Annotated in this window: 16 protein-coding genes; 3 read left to right on the top strand and 13 right to left on the bottom strand. The window is 42.1% G+C overall.

Annotation, left to right across the window (positions count from 1 at the left end):
• Window positions 1–22: 22 nt before the first annotated feature.
• Genes madM through mdcA form a run of 9 tightly spaced genes read right to left on the bottom strand, consistent with a single transcriptional unit; the run spans window position 23 to window position 7,364 of the window.
• The gene (gene madM, locus J690_RS05815) at window positions 23–784 is read right to left on the bottom strand and encodes a malonate transporter subunit MadM (RefSeq protein ID WP_000338775.1); all 762 of its coding nucleotides are present in this window, start codon (window positions 782–784) and stop codon (window positions 23–25) included.
• 46 nt (window positions 785–830) lie between these two features.
• Window positions 831–1,232 (bottom strand): malonate transporter subunit MadL, encoded by a 402-nt coding sequence (gene madL, locus J690_RS05810; RefSeq protein ID WP_000587901.1) that lies wholly within the window; start codon window positions 1,230–1,232, stop codon window positions 831–833.
• A 53-nt stretch (window positions 1,233–1,285) separates the two neighbouring features.
• Window positions 1,286–2,218 (bottom strand): malonate decarboxylase subunit epsilon, encoded by a 933-nt coding sequence (mdcH, locus tag J690_RS05805; RefSeq protein ID WP_032034700.1) that lies wholly within the window; start codon window positions 2,216–2,218, stop codon window positions 1,286–1,288.
• A gap of 13 nt (window positions 2,219–2,231) precedes the next feature.
• Complete coding sequence (locus J690_RS05800) at window positions 2,232–2,840, bottom strand: malonate decarboxylase holo-ACP synthase (protein WP_081405071.1); 609 nt, start codon at window positions 2,838–2,840, stop codon at window positions 2,232–2,234.
• Window positions 2,831–3,658 carry a biotin-independent malonate decarboxylase subunit gamma gene (mdcE, locus tag J690_RS05795; RefSeq protein ID WP_032034696.1) on the bottom strand — a complete coding sequence of 276 codons (828 nt, stop codon included), beginning with the start codon at window positions 3,656–3,658 and terminating at the stop codon, window positions 2,831–2,833. Before mdcE ends, J690_RS05800 begins: the two co-directional genes overlap by 10 nt.
• A gap of 2 nt (window positions 3,659–3,660) precedes the next feature.
• Window positions 3,661–4,506 (bottom strand): biotin-independent malonate decarboxylase subunit beta, encoded by an 846-nt coding sequence (locus J690_RS05790; protein WP_032034693.1) that lies wholly within the window; start codon window positions 4,504–4,506, stop codon window positions 3,661–3,663.
• Window positions 4,499–4,798, bottom strand: coding sequence for a malonate decarboxylase subunit delta (locus J690_RS05785; protein WP_005076487.1), 300 nt, complete (start codon window positions 4,796–4,798; stop codon window positions 4,499–4,501). The genes J690_RS05790 and J690_RS05785 overlap by 8 nt, the downstream gene beginning before the upstream one ends.
• Window positions 4,799–4,800: 2 nt before the next feature.
• Window positions 4,801–5,685, bottom strand: a complete 885-nt coding sequence (locus J690_RS05780; RefSeq protein ID WP_032034691.1) for a triphosphoribosyl-dephospho-CoA synthase — start codon at window positions 5,683–5,685, stop codon at window positions 4,801–4,803.
• Complete coding sequence (mdcA, locus tag J690_RS05775; protein WP_032034689.1) at window positions 5,685–7,364, bottom strand: malonate decarboxylase subunit alpha; 1,680 nt, start codon at window positions 7,362–7,364, stop codon at window positions 5,685–5,687. The genes J690_RS05780 and mdcA overlap by 1 nt, the downstream gene beginning before the upstream one ends.
• Window positions 7,365–7,714: 350 nt before the next feature.
• On the opposite strand from mdcA, the gene J690_RS05770 reads away from it, so the two are divergent.
• Window positions 7,715–8,545 carry an oxidoreductase gene (locus J690_RS05770; protein ID WP_032034686.1) on the top strand — a complete coding sequence of 277 codons (831 nt, stop codon included), beginning with the start codon at window positions 7,715–7,717 and terminating at the stop codon, window positions 8,543–8,545.
• 39 nt (window positions 8,546–8,584) lie between these two features.
• On the top strand, window positions 8,585–9,577 hold the full coding sequence (locus tag J690_RS05765; RefSeq protein WP_032034684.1) for an AraC family transcriptional regulator: 993 nt from the start codon (window positions 8,585–8,587) through the stop codon (window positions 9,575–9,577).
• A gap of 3 nt (window positions 9,578–9,580) precedes the next feature.
• Here J690_RS05765 and J690_RS05760 read toward each other — a convergent pair whose 3' ends face one another.
• The gene (locus J690_RS05760) at window positions 9,581–10,174 is read right to left on the bottom strand and encodes a GNAT family N-acetyltransferase (protein ID WP_032034682.1); all 594 of its coding nucleotides are present in this window, start codon (window positions 10,172–10,174) and stop codon (window positions 9,581–9,583) included.
• 42 nt (window positions 10,175–10,216) lie between these two features.
• Window positions 10,217–10,852, bottom strand: coding sequence for an FMN-binding negative transcriptional regulator (locus J690_RS05755; RefSeq protein WP_032034679.1), 636 nt, complete (start codon window positions 10,850–10,852; stop codon window positions 10,217–10,219).
• Between the two features lie 115 nt (window positions 10,853–10,967).
• Here J690_RS05755 and pdxR point away from each other — a divergent pair, with 115 nt between their 5' ends.
• A complete protein-coding gene (gene pdxR, locus J690_RS05750; protein WP_032034677.1) occupies window positions 10,968–12,458 on the top strand; it encodes a MocR-like pyridoxine biosynthesis transcription factor PdxR in 1,491 nt (496 codons plus the stop codon).
• A 7-nt stretch (window positions 12,459–12,465) separates the two neighbouring features.
• Here the strand turns inward: pdxR and J690_RS05745 are convergent, their stop codons facing one another.
• Complete coding sequence (locus tag J690_RS05745; RefSeq protein ID WP_002157453.1) at window positions 12,466–13,155, bottom strand: LrgB family protein; 690 nt, start codon at window positions 13,153–13,155, stop codon at window positions 12,466–12,468.
• A 13-nt stretch (window positions 13,156–13,168) separates the two neighbouring features.
• Complete coding sequence (locus tag J690_RS05740; protein WP_002114274.1) at window positions 13,169–13,600, bottom strand: CidA/LrgA family protein; 432 nt, start codon at window positions 13,598–13,600, stop codon at window positions 13,169–13,171.
• Between the last annotated feature and the right edge of the window lie 60 nt (window positions 13,601–13,660).

Here is a 13,660-nt window from a genome sequence, read left to right as displayed (position 1 = left end):
CCGTTATAGGATTTTCAAAAATTTATCCAAAAATCGCATTAACCGTTAAGAAAAAGACAGAAGGTCCAAGTAAACAGCCAAGTCCTGTATAGAAGGTTGCAACTAAAGCGCCATAAGGTACCAATCGTACATCTGTCCCTGCCAATCCAGCAGCTGTACCACTGGTTGTTCCTGCCAAACCGCCAAAGACCATGGCAGAGCGCGGACTTTTTAGATACATAAATTTCGCAAGCAATGGCGTCCCTACCATAAAGAAAACTGACTTGATTAATCCAATTGCAATAGAAAGTGCGATCACATCAGAGCTTGCACCAATTGCGGTTCCTGTAATCGGACCAACAATATAAGTCATTGCGCCTGCACCGATCGTTGTCATCGAAATTGGATCTCGATACCCCATGCTCCATGCGACCAGAACACCAATTGCAAAAGGCACAACGCAACCAAGCATTAATGCAATTAGACCAATTTTGCCTGCTTTCTTCACTTCTTTCACATCAACTTCAAATGCAGTTGAAGCGATAGCTAAATCACGAATCATGGCTCCGCCCAACAGCGCAAAACCAGAAAAAATAGCAATGTCAGAAACGCCTTTGGTTCCTTGCGTATAAACCCCTGCAAAGTAAGCAACAACCAAACCTAAAGTAATCGCGATTGCAGAGCTTTGTAGTTTTCCCTTCGTCAAATATTTTGAGAGTAAATGGGAAACAAACATCATTAAACCCGTTACGGCAAGAGCAGTGACTAATGCATTTTTTGATAACACAGCAATTATAGCGTCCATCATTTAAATCCTTTTTGATTGAACTTTTTTTGTAGTTTATGTTTGCTTAGGCTATTTTTTCTTTGGTTTCTATTGTCCATTCATAAGTTTCATAGTCACCACTAATTCTATTTAAATAACGGATGACTAAAACCGTACCGATCAACGATGCAATAGAGACAATCAGCCCTAACATGCCACCTGATAAAGCGGCAACGACATTTTGACCTGCTGACATCGCAACTACGATCGGAATGTACATGCCTGACCAATACAAGACGCCAAATTGTGTGACTTGAGGTAAGTAACCTTTTTTTGCCAATAATTCTTTAGATAAGATTAACAGAATCATCGAAATAGCCACTCCACCGACATTGGCTTTAACGCCTAATACCATGCCTAAGGTGTTGCCAAGATAATCACCTAATAAATGGCAGATCGCTAATATTGCTGTTCCATAAATAATCATTGTAAATCCCTCATATCCTTGGGTTATTACTCAATTTTTAATTTGTATTGTAATTACAAAGAAGCATTATTTTCGTTTTGCATTGCCAATTGAATGCTGTCTAAACGTGTTCCCTGAAATGACAATACAGTTCCTTCTTTAAATGTTCGACGTGCAAGTGTAGTAAGTACCGTTCCCGGCAAAGCTTCGATCTGCAACCTTACACCTCGCTCCCATGCAGCTTGGATGGTACTTTCCCAATCTACAGTTCGACTCATATTAAAAGCCAAATCATCACCAATCTGTTCTGGCCTGCCAAGCGTACGAGCCGTTGTACCACTTAAATAACATATTTTAGGCTGCTTTAAAGTCACTCCCTCCATAGACGCTGCAAGTTGCTTTGCTTGCTGACTTAATAATTCACAGTGCGATGGCACCGATACATCTAATTTTTTTGCCACCACGCCTTGTTGCTTTGCCAAAACAGCAACTTGGTTCATGGCTTCAAAGCCTCCTGAAATAACGATCTGGTTATATGCATTAATATTTGCGACAAACACCTCTGGCGTTATTTCATAAATTTGTTTGACCCATGTTTCAACAGCTGCACGGTCTGTACCAATCAAGGCGGTCATACTATAGCCAGTTGGATAGGCGTTTTGCATGAGCTCACCGCGATAGGCAACTAAACGAACGGCATCCTCAAAGGCTAAAACTTCTGCTACAACTGCAGCCGACCATGCACCAATCGATAGACCAGCCACATAATCAGGTGTTAAGTTTTCCGCTGTTAATAAAGCTGAACTCACCACACCTGAAATCAGTAAACAAAGCTGTACTGCACGTGTCGATTGCAATGCAGCCGGACTATCTAGCATCAAGACATCTTCTTTGAGTGCATCCGATGCACGCTCAAGGTATTCTTTAACCAGAGCGGTTTGGGGTAAGTCGTGCAACATATTGCTTCGTTGCACACCTTGTCCTGGATATACCCAAATTGAAGCCATGATATCTATTTCCCTAATTCCATGGGTTTTCTACTAAAACAGCGCTATCAGGACGTTTCAATAGAACTTTTCCACTGTTCCCAGCCCATTCTTTTAATGCCAAACCGCCTTGTGGAAGTTGTAGCTGTATATCCACATTGAGTCCTGCTTGCTGAAAATTTTCGAGTAATTCAATTGCCTGCTTTTTGGCAAAAGGCTGTTCAGCTCGAATCAACAAATCTATGTCACTTTGCTGAGTTACCATTTTAATGCCCGTTGCCAACTCAAATCCGAAACTCCCTGTATATCCCCAACATCCTGAAAAGTTTTTCATAATGCTAGAAATGCTTTGTAAACGTTCTGCCAAGTGCTCAAACTGTTGCGTATCTATGCGAGTCAGCGCTTCTGGCTTGAGCTGTCTGCTAATCGCTGATCGTGGCATTTGAGCTGCATATCGTTGATGACGAAATTGCCCTCTTATACCCACAGCCACCTGATCTACAGGAGTAATTGCCCGTCGAACCACAACAGGATCACCTCGTTGCAATACCTCTTTCACCCAATGCGGAGCATCATCGGCCAAGCAATCGACCGTCATACCCCACAGTAAATCATGGGCTTCAAGCTTAAGTTTCATGACCATTGCTCACGCAATAATTCACGGACTCTTTTAGACATCTGACGGTTTGGACCGTGAAGTCGTTGTTCCAGTCCTCTCGATTGATCAGCATTAATTTCTTTAAACGCTTGAGCGATCACCTGCTTCGCTGACAAAAGATCATCGGTTGTTGGTTGTTCAGGGTTTTCAACAGATAACAGTTCAGATAACAAACCTAGAGTTGCATAACTTTCAATGTCATAAGCCATTGGCGGAATGCTTGAGGCCAATTGCTCTAACTCATCAACCGATCGCAAGGTAACGCGTGCAGCAGATTCCTTACCCATCGCATGCACCATAACACCTGAATCTTTTAAGGCAATAATACGATTGGCTTGGTATCCATGCGCCAAGAAAGCACCCGACATCGACTTACCAACCAATAAACTCACAATAGGATGGCCTACCAATCTGGCTCTGGCATAACTATCTACTGCACCTGCTAAAGCTTGATGAATACCTAATAATTCTTCACGGCGCCCATAGGCCTGACTTGGGACATCAACCAAACATAAAATGCCGCGTTTAGTTTCCGAATGAATATCGGCTTGAATCACGTCATCAACTGCTTTTGCTAAATTCCAGCCTTCTAGTAGTCCAACTTCACCTTGTTTTGCCCGTGGGAACAGATTATTGGTATCTTGCACAACTGCAATCACACGCACCTCTTGCTGATCGATCTGACCATCAGCCATCCAAATCGAAGCTGGAAAACCATCAACTGTCTTAAACCCTTGCGTGAGTGCTTTAAACCAATGTGCACCACGAGTAGATGCTTTTAATGTATCAACGGCGATATTCATGCTTACTCTCCTTGATACAAAGCTTGAACTTGTGCTGGGGTAATCTGCTCAGCAGTATCGACTTGTTGTAGCTTCACTAAATAGAATGAATAATTTGAACTACGATGCTGCTGAGGCACGCCTTGAGTTAAATAATCGATGACTTGCTCACGAATTTTCTGGCGATCATCGTCAACATAAGCATCTGCCAAACCACTAGCGTAACGCTGATTACCACCAGCAATACTCCATATAAATGGACGATCTTTGGCGTTATATTCTTGTACACCAGCTTCTTGTTCAATTACTTGCGGGCCATTTAAGCCTAAACGTCCTTCTTTTGTCATTACAATGTAGCTACATAGGCCAGCCGCAATTGACATACCGCCGAAGCACCCTACACTGCCTGCAACTACAGCAATGACGGGTTGATACTGACGTAAGTTCACAATGCCAGCCTGAATTTCAGCAATTGCAGCCAAGCCTAGATTTGCTTCTTGTAAGCGAACGCCACCCGTTTCCAACAATAAAATTGCAGCTGTTGGAATGCCTTTAAGATTGTCTTCAACCGCAAGTTCTAAGGCACCCGCAATTTTGGCACCACCCACCTCACCTAAACTGCCACCTTGAAATAAACCTTCAATAGAAATTAAAACTACTGGCTGTTCTTGAATAGTTCCCTTTGCAATCACTACACCATCATCGGCTTGCGGCACAATATTCTGCTTAACGAGCCAAGGCGACATAATACGGGCAAATGGGTCGAGTAACTCTCGAAAAGTCCCTTCATCTAATAATGCTTTGGCACGTTCTCTTGCGCTGAGTTCAATAAAATCTTGTTTATTTAATAAGCTCTCGATATCAGTCATGAGCAATCTCCTCTAATGCTTGTTCCAGACGTAAGCGAACGACACCGGGAGTTGCACCAAAGTCATGAATATCAATATTGACCGCTGGTGGTATTTGAGCGGTAAAAATCCGTTCAAAAAGATTGTGCCAACGTGCTGCACTGCCATCTACCGAAGTTACTACCTGAATAGAAGTTTTTCCTGTTTCACCAGGTTCCATCAAAATTTCTAAATCGCCCGAGCCAACACATCCTACCAATGCTTTTTTTACAGGTGGCTTTGTCGCCACAAATTCAAAATGAAGTGTTTCCATCATCAAAATCCCTCTTTATTTTTTAAAGATGACTGCTGAGCACGATCTATAAACAAGGTTGCTGCCAACAAATCTGCACCACCACCAGCAGAAGCTTTCATCCGAAGCAGATCAATCTCTAAAAGATGTAAAGCACGTCGACCTTCCAAGCTTGAGCTACCGCCCAAATCGAGAACTTGCTGAGCACCTTGTTGCATACGCTTTAAACCATTTGTTCCAGATCGATAAAGCACACATGTATCGTTCAGATCGGTCATCATGGCAAGTAAGGCATCTAAGCGAGCGAACTCTTCTTTCATAGGTTTACTACGACTTTGGTAAAGCTGCTTTAAACCAAAATTCACAATAGTTGGAAAACCTTGTCGTGCCTGTTCTTTCGCACCTAAGATGCCTAATTTTTTCTGTACTTGTTGACCATGGCTTAAAGCCTGCTTCGGAATAAAGCGATCTTCAAGCTGGGCAATCTGGCCCGCTAACTGGCATAACTCAACAGCCGATAAGTACTGTTGATTCGTGCGCGACAATGCTGCTGCCGTAACCATTAAACCCAAGGCCCAAATTGAACCGCGGTGTGTATTTACGCCATTTGTTGCCAACATCATGGTCTTTTCACCTTGGCGGCCAATTTCTCCAATACCTTCACGTAAGGCTAAACAGACTTTTCCGTGATGTATGGCTGCTTGGGCCATTGCCTCAAACATTGGCCTTAAACTTTTTGCAGAGCGCTCCATTAATTCCAAAGTCAGGTCGTTGTGTGCACCACTGCCACGGCGATCAACCAAGGCGGGCTTCGGCGTTAGATTCACTTCATCAATTAACGCTTCGACCGCCATATCTGCCAAAAGCTGACTATCGCTGAGCGTTTGATATTGAAATTGTGCCATCATTACCAACTCCTAAATTTTGCAGGAGGTTGATATAAACCATCTGACCATGTCACCAAGTCGGCAATATTTTTTGCAGCTAAAAGCTCACGTGTTGCATCGGTGCGGCGAATACCTAAATCTTCAGGGAATACCACCAAGCCTTCGCTTCTTAAACGTGCTGTTGTTTTAGGGTCCTGAGTTAAACCAATACTGGTCACGCCTGCCACCGCAGCAATCATGGCTTGACGCTCTTCTTGGCTGCTTGCTTTATATAGATAAGCAATGCCTTCTTCAGTCAGTAGATGGGTGACATCATCGCCATAAATCATGATTGGTGCTAAAGGCAGGCCTGCTGTTTTAGCAACATCAATGGCATCGAGACGATTCACAAAAGTCGGCTTACCGCCCTCTTGGAAAGTTTCCACCATTTGCACAACGAGTTTTTTACCACGTGCCAAATAAGTTTCTGTTTCATTAGCACCTTGTAAACACATATCTAACCATGCTGGCGTATCGTGACGACGTCCGCGTGGATCATGTCCCATATTTGGTGCACCACCGAAACCAGCTAAACGGCCTTTGGTGACAGTCGAAGAATGTCCCATACCATCAACTTGCAAAGTTGCGCCAATAAATAGATCAACGGCGTACTGACCTGCAAGCTGACACATCATGCGGTTAGAACGTAAAGCACCATCACGACCTGTAAAGAAAACATCAGGACGAGCTGCAACATATTTTTCCATACCGAGTTCGGTACCAAAACAATGCACGCTTTCAACCCAACCTGTTTCAATCGCTGGAATTAAGGTTGGATGCGGATTTAGTGTCCAATTTCGGCAAATTTTTCCTTTTAAACCTAAAGATTCACCATAGGTCGGTAAAATCAATTCAATTGCCGCAGTGTTAAAACCAATACCATGGTTTAACGATTGCACATTATGCTTTTCATAAATTCCGCGAATTGCCATCATGGCCATAAGCACATGCACTGGCTTGATGTGTTTCGGGTCACGGGTAAATAACGGTTCGATATAAAATGGCTGATCTGCGACCACCACATAATCAACCCAAGAAGCAGGAATATCGACACGTGGTAACTCTGAGACGTCATCGACCAGTTCATTGACCTGAACAATCACAATACCGTCACTAAAAGCCGCAGGTTCAATAAGGGCTGGAGAATCTTCGGTACTTGGCCCTGTATAGATATTGCCTTGACGGTCCGCCATAAAACCCGCTGAGAGCACCACATTTGGAATGAGGTCGACCACCAAACGTGAATACAACTCGATATAGGTATGAATCGCACCAATCTCTAGTAAACCATCTTCAATTAACTGGCTAATACGTAAGCTTTGTGGGCCAGCAAAAGAAAAATCGAGCTTACGCGCAATGCCTTTTTCAAACAGATCGAGATGTTCCGAACGTCCGACGCTTGGCATGATCATATGTAAATCATGTAAAACATCTGGATTGGTTTGTGCCAAAGAGCGCGATAAAAAATCTGCCTGCTTTTGGTTATTCCCTTCGAGTACAACTTTGTCACCCGGTGTAATTAAGGTTTCCAAAACTTTAATAATGTCTTGAGTTGGAATCACCACACCATCGGTATATTGGTTTGCCATCTCTAGTTTTAGTTGTTTGGCATGACGCCGCTTTGTCCATAATCGCTCTTTATTCTGAACTGAGCCTTCCATGTGTTTACCTATAGATCGCAGTTTTGTTCTGAATCTATAAAAACTCTTTATGGACTTTCGATCAATCAACCTACATCAATGGTTATTAACCTCAGGTTAATGATTTAAGTATGGCTTAATCCCGTGGCTAGTAATTGCAGCATGCTCATTACTATGGTTAAGCAAAAGATGACCAGAAGCTTTAATTTAACTTTGTGTATCTGCTCTTATTTCCAGAAAATGATATTTTAAAAATTTGGCGCACTTTGATTACACATTGTCGCCATTCGATTTGGATAAATACTGTTCAAATTTCTATGATGTCTCTATCGAAAAGCAAGTTCTTTAAAACTTTAGTTGAGAGACAGAATATGAACACAGTTAAAGAAAAAATCGTTCTCATCACAGGCGCATCATCTGGTATGGGAAAAGCATTTACCAAAGCATTACTCAAAGAAGGCGCAACTGTTTATGCCGTTGCCCGTCGCGTTGATGCTATGCAAGAACTAAAAGCACTTGGTGCTCATACATTAAAAATGGATATTACCAATCAGGATGATATCGACCAAGTTGTGAAAACTATTGAAAAAGAAACCCATGGTGTTGATATTTTAGTTAATTGCGCAGGCTTTGGTATGTATGGCGCTATGGAAGATACGACACTTGCCGATGCACGCTATCAATTTGAAGTGAATCTATTTGGTATGGCCTATTTAACCCAAAAGGTTCTGCCTAGTATGCGTAAAAAAATGCAGGGTCGAATTATCAACATTTCATCAATGGGTGGGAAAATTTATACACCACTTGGTAGTTGGTATCATGCGAGTAAACATGCTGTTGAAGGTTGGTCTGACTGTCTACGTTTAGAATTAAAATCATTTAATATTGATGTTGTTGTCATTGAACCCGGTGCTATAGCAACTGAATTTGCAGATGTAATGATCCAACCTATGCTGGAACGTTCAGGGCAAAGTGCGTATAGCCATATGGCAGCCGCAGTTGCTAACTCAACAAAAACTACAGTAGAAAAAGGTGAACTTTCAGACGTGCAAGTTGTCGTTGATATGCTGATGAAAGCTGTTCATGCATCCTCACCTAAAACACGTTATGTGGGTGGCAAATATGCAAAACTGATGATATTTGTACGTAAATGGTTTGGCGACCGTGTGTTTGATCGTATGGTGATGTCAGTTATTAAATAAATGAAGTGCCCCATATAAGTTTAATGTTGAGATGCTCAAATGAAATATGCTTCAAATTTTGCCCTAAATACCAACTGGAAGTTATTACTGAACGACCTAGGCATAAATCTTGAAGATGCATTACGTTTGGCATCTCTACCGCTTGATTTGTTTAATCGTAAAGATGCAAGCCTTACGCCCGTTCAATATTTCAATTTTTGGCACGCAATTGAACAACTTGCTGGAATAAATGACTTACCTTTAAAAATCGGTCAAATGATTACAGTTGAGCTTTTTGATCCAGCGATTTTTGCCTGTATTTGTAGTCCCAACTTCAATATTGCGATACAGCGTCTATCTGAATTTAAAAGACTCGTTGGGCCAATGCAGTTACAAGTAGAAATTGATAACGACACAACAACGCTAGAACTCAAATTTTATAATGTATCTACACCAACGCCGCAAAGTCTTGCCATGTCAGAACTGGTCTTTTTTGCTCAATTAGCAAGAATATGTACAAGACATCAGGTTATACCTTTGAAAGTTACTCTGCCCGATTTACCTAATAATCCGGCAGAGTACAAAACATTTTTTGGCGTACTTCCACAAAAAAGTGAACACATTTCAATTGTCTTTTCACGCCAAGATGCTGAACGTCCTTTTTTAACAGCCAACCCGACCATGTGGTCTTTTTTCGAGCCAAATTTGCAACGTAGTCTTATACAGCTTGATGAAGATGCAACAGTTAGCGAAAAAGTTAAAGCAATACTTTTAGAAAACTTGCCTGCTGGACTATGTACAATAGAAGATGTTGCTCAACGACTCGCGATGAGCAAACGTACGCTACAACGGCTACTTTTAGAAGAGCAAACTAATTTTAAAACGCTTTTGGATGCGACTCGTCAATCTCTTGCCCAACATTATTTAGAAAAATCATCAATGAGCACGGGTGAAATTTCATTTCTATTGGGCTTTCAAGAGCACAACTCTTTTAGCAGAGCATTTAAAAACTGGACAGGTAATACTCCGCAAGAATATAGACTTATGCATTAATTCCTAACGCGGTTTATTCAACATCCATTCCAGATTTTGGCGAACTGCTGGCCACTCATGTTTCAAAATGCTATAAACATGGGTGTCCCGCAAAATATCATCTTTCACAATTTGATGACTTCTGAGTACACCGTCCAACTTTGCACCCAAACGAAGAATTGCAGTTTGGCTTTGAACATTTAAAGAAGATGTGCGTAACTCAACCGCAATACAGTTTAAAGTCTCAAATGCGTGGGCCAGCAATAGCTTTTTACACTCAGTATTTACAGGTGAACGCTGTGCAGATTTTCTGTACCACGTCGAACCAATTTCTACACGGCGATGTGCTTCTTCAATATGCATTAAAGTCGTCATGCCCAACGCTCGCCCCGTTTTTCGGTCTTCAATATAAAATGGCAACATAGAGCCGGATTTTTGTAAACCGAGACGTCTTTCAATTTCAGCAGTCATCTGTTCAGGTCTTGGCACACGGGTATACCAAAGATTATAGAGTTCCCCATCACAAACGGCCTCTTTGAGCGCTTCAGCTTGAGTTACATCTAGCGGCTTTAAAATAACGTGTTCACCCAATAACTCAACAGGTGTAGTCAAAGACATCTTTATCTCCTCAATTGATATTAAGCTTTTATATTTTCAAAATTATTTATTTAACTCAGCCACACTGTACATGGCATTCGCTATAGTTTGATGACCAGATTTCGATAGGCCATCTGCCGCGCCCAAAATGTCTCGACGTTCTTTGTTTTGCCCAAGTTTTGATTTGCCTCGCAGCTTGGTAATTTCAATCTCAATACCTACAATGGCTTTTAACATCGGTTCAAGATAGTCCTTTGGTGCATCGGACATTTTCCATGGTTCAGGTTGAGATGCTTCGTGGGTACGAGTTAAACGAGCCACAACACCACGGACGTAACGTTCATCATCTCGAATGGTTACTTTGCCATAAGCATGCACAACCCTATAGTTCCATGTCGGTACTTGTCTGTGCTGTTCATGTTTGGATGGGTACCAGTTTGGTGAAATATAAGCATCACCCGCTTGAAATACGACTAGTACCTCATCTCCATTTTTAATGTCCTGCCAGACAGGATTAACTCTAGACACATGCGCACGTAGTACACCCAATCCCCCTTCGCTTGCCTGTAATTCGAATGGAAGATGATTTGCATCTAACCCATTACTTCCATGCGTAAAAAGCACGCCAAACGGATATTCGGTAATAAGAGAATGCAATACATCCAAACGGTTTTCTGCATAATCATCGGGGATATACATGGCTCAAAACCTCACTGTAAATATCAGGGTTATTTATATTTTGTGTTGTAAATTTTCTGGTTTCTGTGGTTTATTAAAAAGAACCACTTTGTATTTTTTTAAGTAGACCAGAATTATGGCAAGAATGGCAAAAGTTGTTGAACTTCCGTCGATTGCAAAGATTAATAAAAGCCAAGGAAAGATAAGTGCTCAACTGACCCAAGCTTTGCGTGAAGCTGTACAAAGTGGTGATTTACAGCCTGGCGATCCGTTGCCTTCTTCACGAGAACTGGCTCAAACACTCGGAGTCGCTCGCGGAACGATTATCGAAGCTTACGATCAGCTTTTAGCTGAAGGTGTTTTTGACTCTCAAGCAAGAACTGGCACCCATGTGTCTCATGCTTTAACTAAAAAAACTACGCCGCAACATTCTCAAAAAGAAACCACACCCAGCTCAATACCGTTGACCAAATCGGCACGTTCTTATGCCCAAGTGCTTAAGGAGTTTAAACCACTTCCTCGCGCCCCTTTTGCAGTGTCTGTCCCGATTGCCCGCACCCAACCGAGTGATATTTGGCGCAAGTTTGGTAATAAATATAGATCACGAGGTGCAGGTGCCCCTTCGGGTTATGGCGAACCGCAAGGTGTATTATCGCTGAGAGTTGCTATAGCAGACTATGTACGACGGTCACGTTCTGTCCACTGCGAACCTGAACAAATTGTGATTACACCAGGTATTCAGCAGTCACTTTATATTTGCAGCCAGATTTTATTTGAAGCAAAAGATGAAGTTTGGATTGAAGATCCAGCTTATCGGGGTACAACAGCCATTTTTGAACATGCTGTACAAAACATTCGGATGGTGCGTGTTCCTGTCGATGAAGAAGGTATTCAAGTTGAAACCGGAATTAGACTTTCGAAAAATGCACGTGCCGCCTTCGTGACACCCTCTCACCAATATCCACTTGGCATGCCGATGAGTCTAGCAAGACGCACTGCTTTATTGGCTTGGGCAAAACAGCAAAATGCATGGATCATTGAAGATGACTATGACAGCGAACTCCGTTATAACGGTCAGCCCTTCCCATCTTTACAAGGCATGGCACCCGACCAAGTCATTTATCTGGGTACTTTCAGCAAAGTACTATTTCCTTCCCTTAGACTTGGCTATGCAGTATTACCTAAAGAATTGGTGGCACCATTTTGTGGACTCAGAGTATTAATTGATCGACACCCTCCTGCTGCCGACCAGCACGTTTTGGCTGCTTTTATTCAAGAAGGCTATTTAGAACGGCATATTCGACGCACTCGAAATGTCTATGCAGAAGTTCGAGAATACATTATTGGCTTGATTGAAAAATACATACCTCGAGAACTGGCTTGGTTACAGCCGGGCGATCAAGGCATGCATATGGTGTTATGGCTTGCTCACCATATTAATGATATTGACGTTGCAAGTTCGGCAATCGATGCAGGCATTGCCATCAAAGCAATTTCGCCGACATTTTCAAAAGAGCGGCAACGTTCGGGTTTAATTGTCGGCTTAGGCGATTTTGAACCCGAACTGATGCAACAAGCCATAAAAAAACTATCAAAGATTATTCAACAATATGACAAGCCGACTTAGACAAAGCCTACAATAACAGCCATAGATGAATCGCAAATGGCCCAATCAGTACCATTAAAATACCTGCAATGACCATGGTTAAACTGGCAATCACCCCTTCTTCACTATTGCGCTGCTGTGCTCTGACTGTACCAAAACCATGGGCTGCATTACCAAAGGCCGCCCCATTTGCTACGTTAGAACGGATTTTAGTAATCGCTAAAATCGCATCGCCGCAAATCATACCGACCAAACCAGTAATAACGGTAAATAGTGAAACCAAAGCTGCCGAACCGTGAATATCTTCCGCTAAAATCATGGCAAATGGTGTGGAAATAGAACGTGCCATCAAACTATTGGTGACTTCAGGGCTAAAGTGAAACCACTGTGCCATTTCATAGGCAGACATCACACCTACACTCATCCCGACAATAATCGCAATCGAAAGGACCCCAAGGTTTTTACGAATCGTTTCCCGATAACGATAAATCGGTACGGCGAAAGCAACCGTTGCTGGTCCTAATAAATTAACAATCCACTGTGTATCTTCAGCATAAGTTTGATATGAAATTCCAAAAATCGTCATCAAAATAATGGTGAGTACAGGCACACTAATCGCAGGTGACAACCAAAGTTTTGGATTTTTCTGATAGATTCGCTTTGCCACAACATAGGCTGCCAAAGTCCAGATCAGACAAAGAATTGACCAAATATTCATGTCGTTTTGCTCTTTAGATATGCTTATGTTGAAGACGTTTTCGAGCCTGTAAATAAGCTTTCAAACGATTGTAATAGTGAATCGTCAGACATGTACTGAGCATGACCGAAATGGTCCCAACCGCAATGCTCAAGACAATTTGCCACCCTTCGGTCATAAACAAGGTTTTATACTGAACTACGGCAACGACTACAGGCACAAAAAACAGTAATAGCTCACCTAAAACCACAGTTGCTCCCATTGCCACCTGATCCATTTTGATAATTTTAAAGAACAGGCATAGAAGCAATAAAAACATACCTAAAATACCTGCCGAGACAGGTACACCGAGCTTTTGATGTAAAAGATACCCGATCCACCAAAATCCAGCCAAAATCAAAATTTGTTTAACTAAAACTAAAAGTGAAGGTTGTTTGGGTGTTCCAGAAGCAGATTCAGTACTCATTTTGCGAAATTAGATGGTTAACTACACTATTATGCTAGCTTGGTTAGACCTGCTAAATAT

The organism is Acinetobacter sp. 742879, assembly GCF_000588535.1.
Classification (GTDB): Bacteria; Pseudomonadota; Gammaproteobacteria; order Pseudomonadales; family Moraxellaceae; genus Acinetobacter; species Acinetobacter pittii.
The sequence above is the reverse complement of the archived record's forward strand: the minus strand, read 5'-3'. Positions and strand labels throughout refer to the sequence as shown.

Coding starts and splice junctions, on each gene's coding strand:
- J690_RS05745 (WP_002157453.1), bottom strand. CDS start 13,155: ATGAATATTTGGTCAATTCTTTGTCTGATCTGGACTTTGGCAGCCTAT.
- J690_RS05770 (WP_032034686.1), top strand. CDS start 7,715: ATGAACACAGTTAAAGAAAAAATCGTTCTCATCACAGGCGCATCATCT.
- madM (WP_000338775.1), bottom strand. CDS start 784: ATGGACGCTATAATTGCTGTGTTATCAAAAAATGCATTAGTCACTGCT.
- madL (WP_000587901.1), bottom strand. CDS start 1,232: ATGATTATTTATGGAACAGCAATATTAGCGATCTGCCATTTATTAGGT.
- J690_RS05780 (WP_032034691.1), bottom strand. CDS start 5,685: ATGATGGCACAATTTCAATATCAAACGCTCAGCGATAGTCAGCTTTTG.
- J690_RS05765 (WP_032034684.1), top strand. CDS start 8,585: ATGAAATATGCTTCAAATTTTGCCCTAAATACCAACTGGAAGTTATTA.
- mdcH (WP_032034700.1), bottom strand. CDS start 2,218: ATGGCTTCAATTTGGGTATATCCAGGACAAGGTGTGCAACGAAGCAAT.
- J690_RS05760 (WP_032034682.1), bottom strand. CDS start 10,174: ATGTCTTTGACTACACCTGTTGAGTTATTGGGTGAACACGTTATTTTA.
- mdcE (WP_032034696.1), bottom strand. CDS start 3,658: ATGAATATCGCCGTTGATACATTAAAAGCATCTACTCGTGGTGCACAT.
- J690_RS05800 (WP_081405071.1), bottom strand. CDS start 2,840: ATGGTCATGAAACTTAAGCTTGAAGCCCATGATTTACTGTGGGGTATG.
- mdcA (WP_032034689.1), bottom strand. CDS start 7,364: ATGGAAGGCTCAGTTCAGAATAAAGAGCGATTATGGACAAAGCGGCGT.
- J690_RS05755 (WP_032034679.1), bottom strand. CDS start 10,852: ATGTATATCCCCGATGATTATGCAGAAAACCGTTTGGATGTATTGCAT.
- J690_RS05785 (WP_005076487.1), bottom strand. CDS start 4,798: ATGGAAACACTTCATTTTGAATTTGTGGCGACAAAGCCACCTGTAAAA.
- J690_RS05790 (WP_032034693.1), bottom strand. CDS start 4,506: ATGACTGATATCGAGAGCTTATTAAATAAACAAGATTTTATTGAACTC.
- J690_RS05740 (WP_002114274.1), bottom strand. CDS start 13,600: ATGAGTACTGAATCTGCTTCTGGAACACCCAAACAACCTTCACTTTTA.
- pdxR (WP_032034677.1), top strand. CDS start 10,968: ATGGCAAGAATGGCAAAAGTTGTTGAACTTCCGTCGATTGCAAAGATT.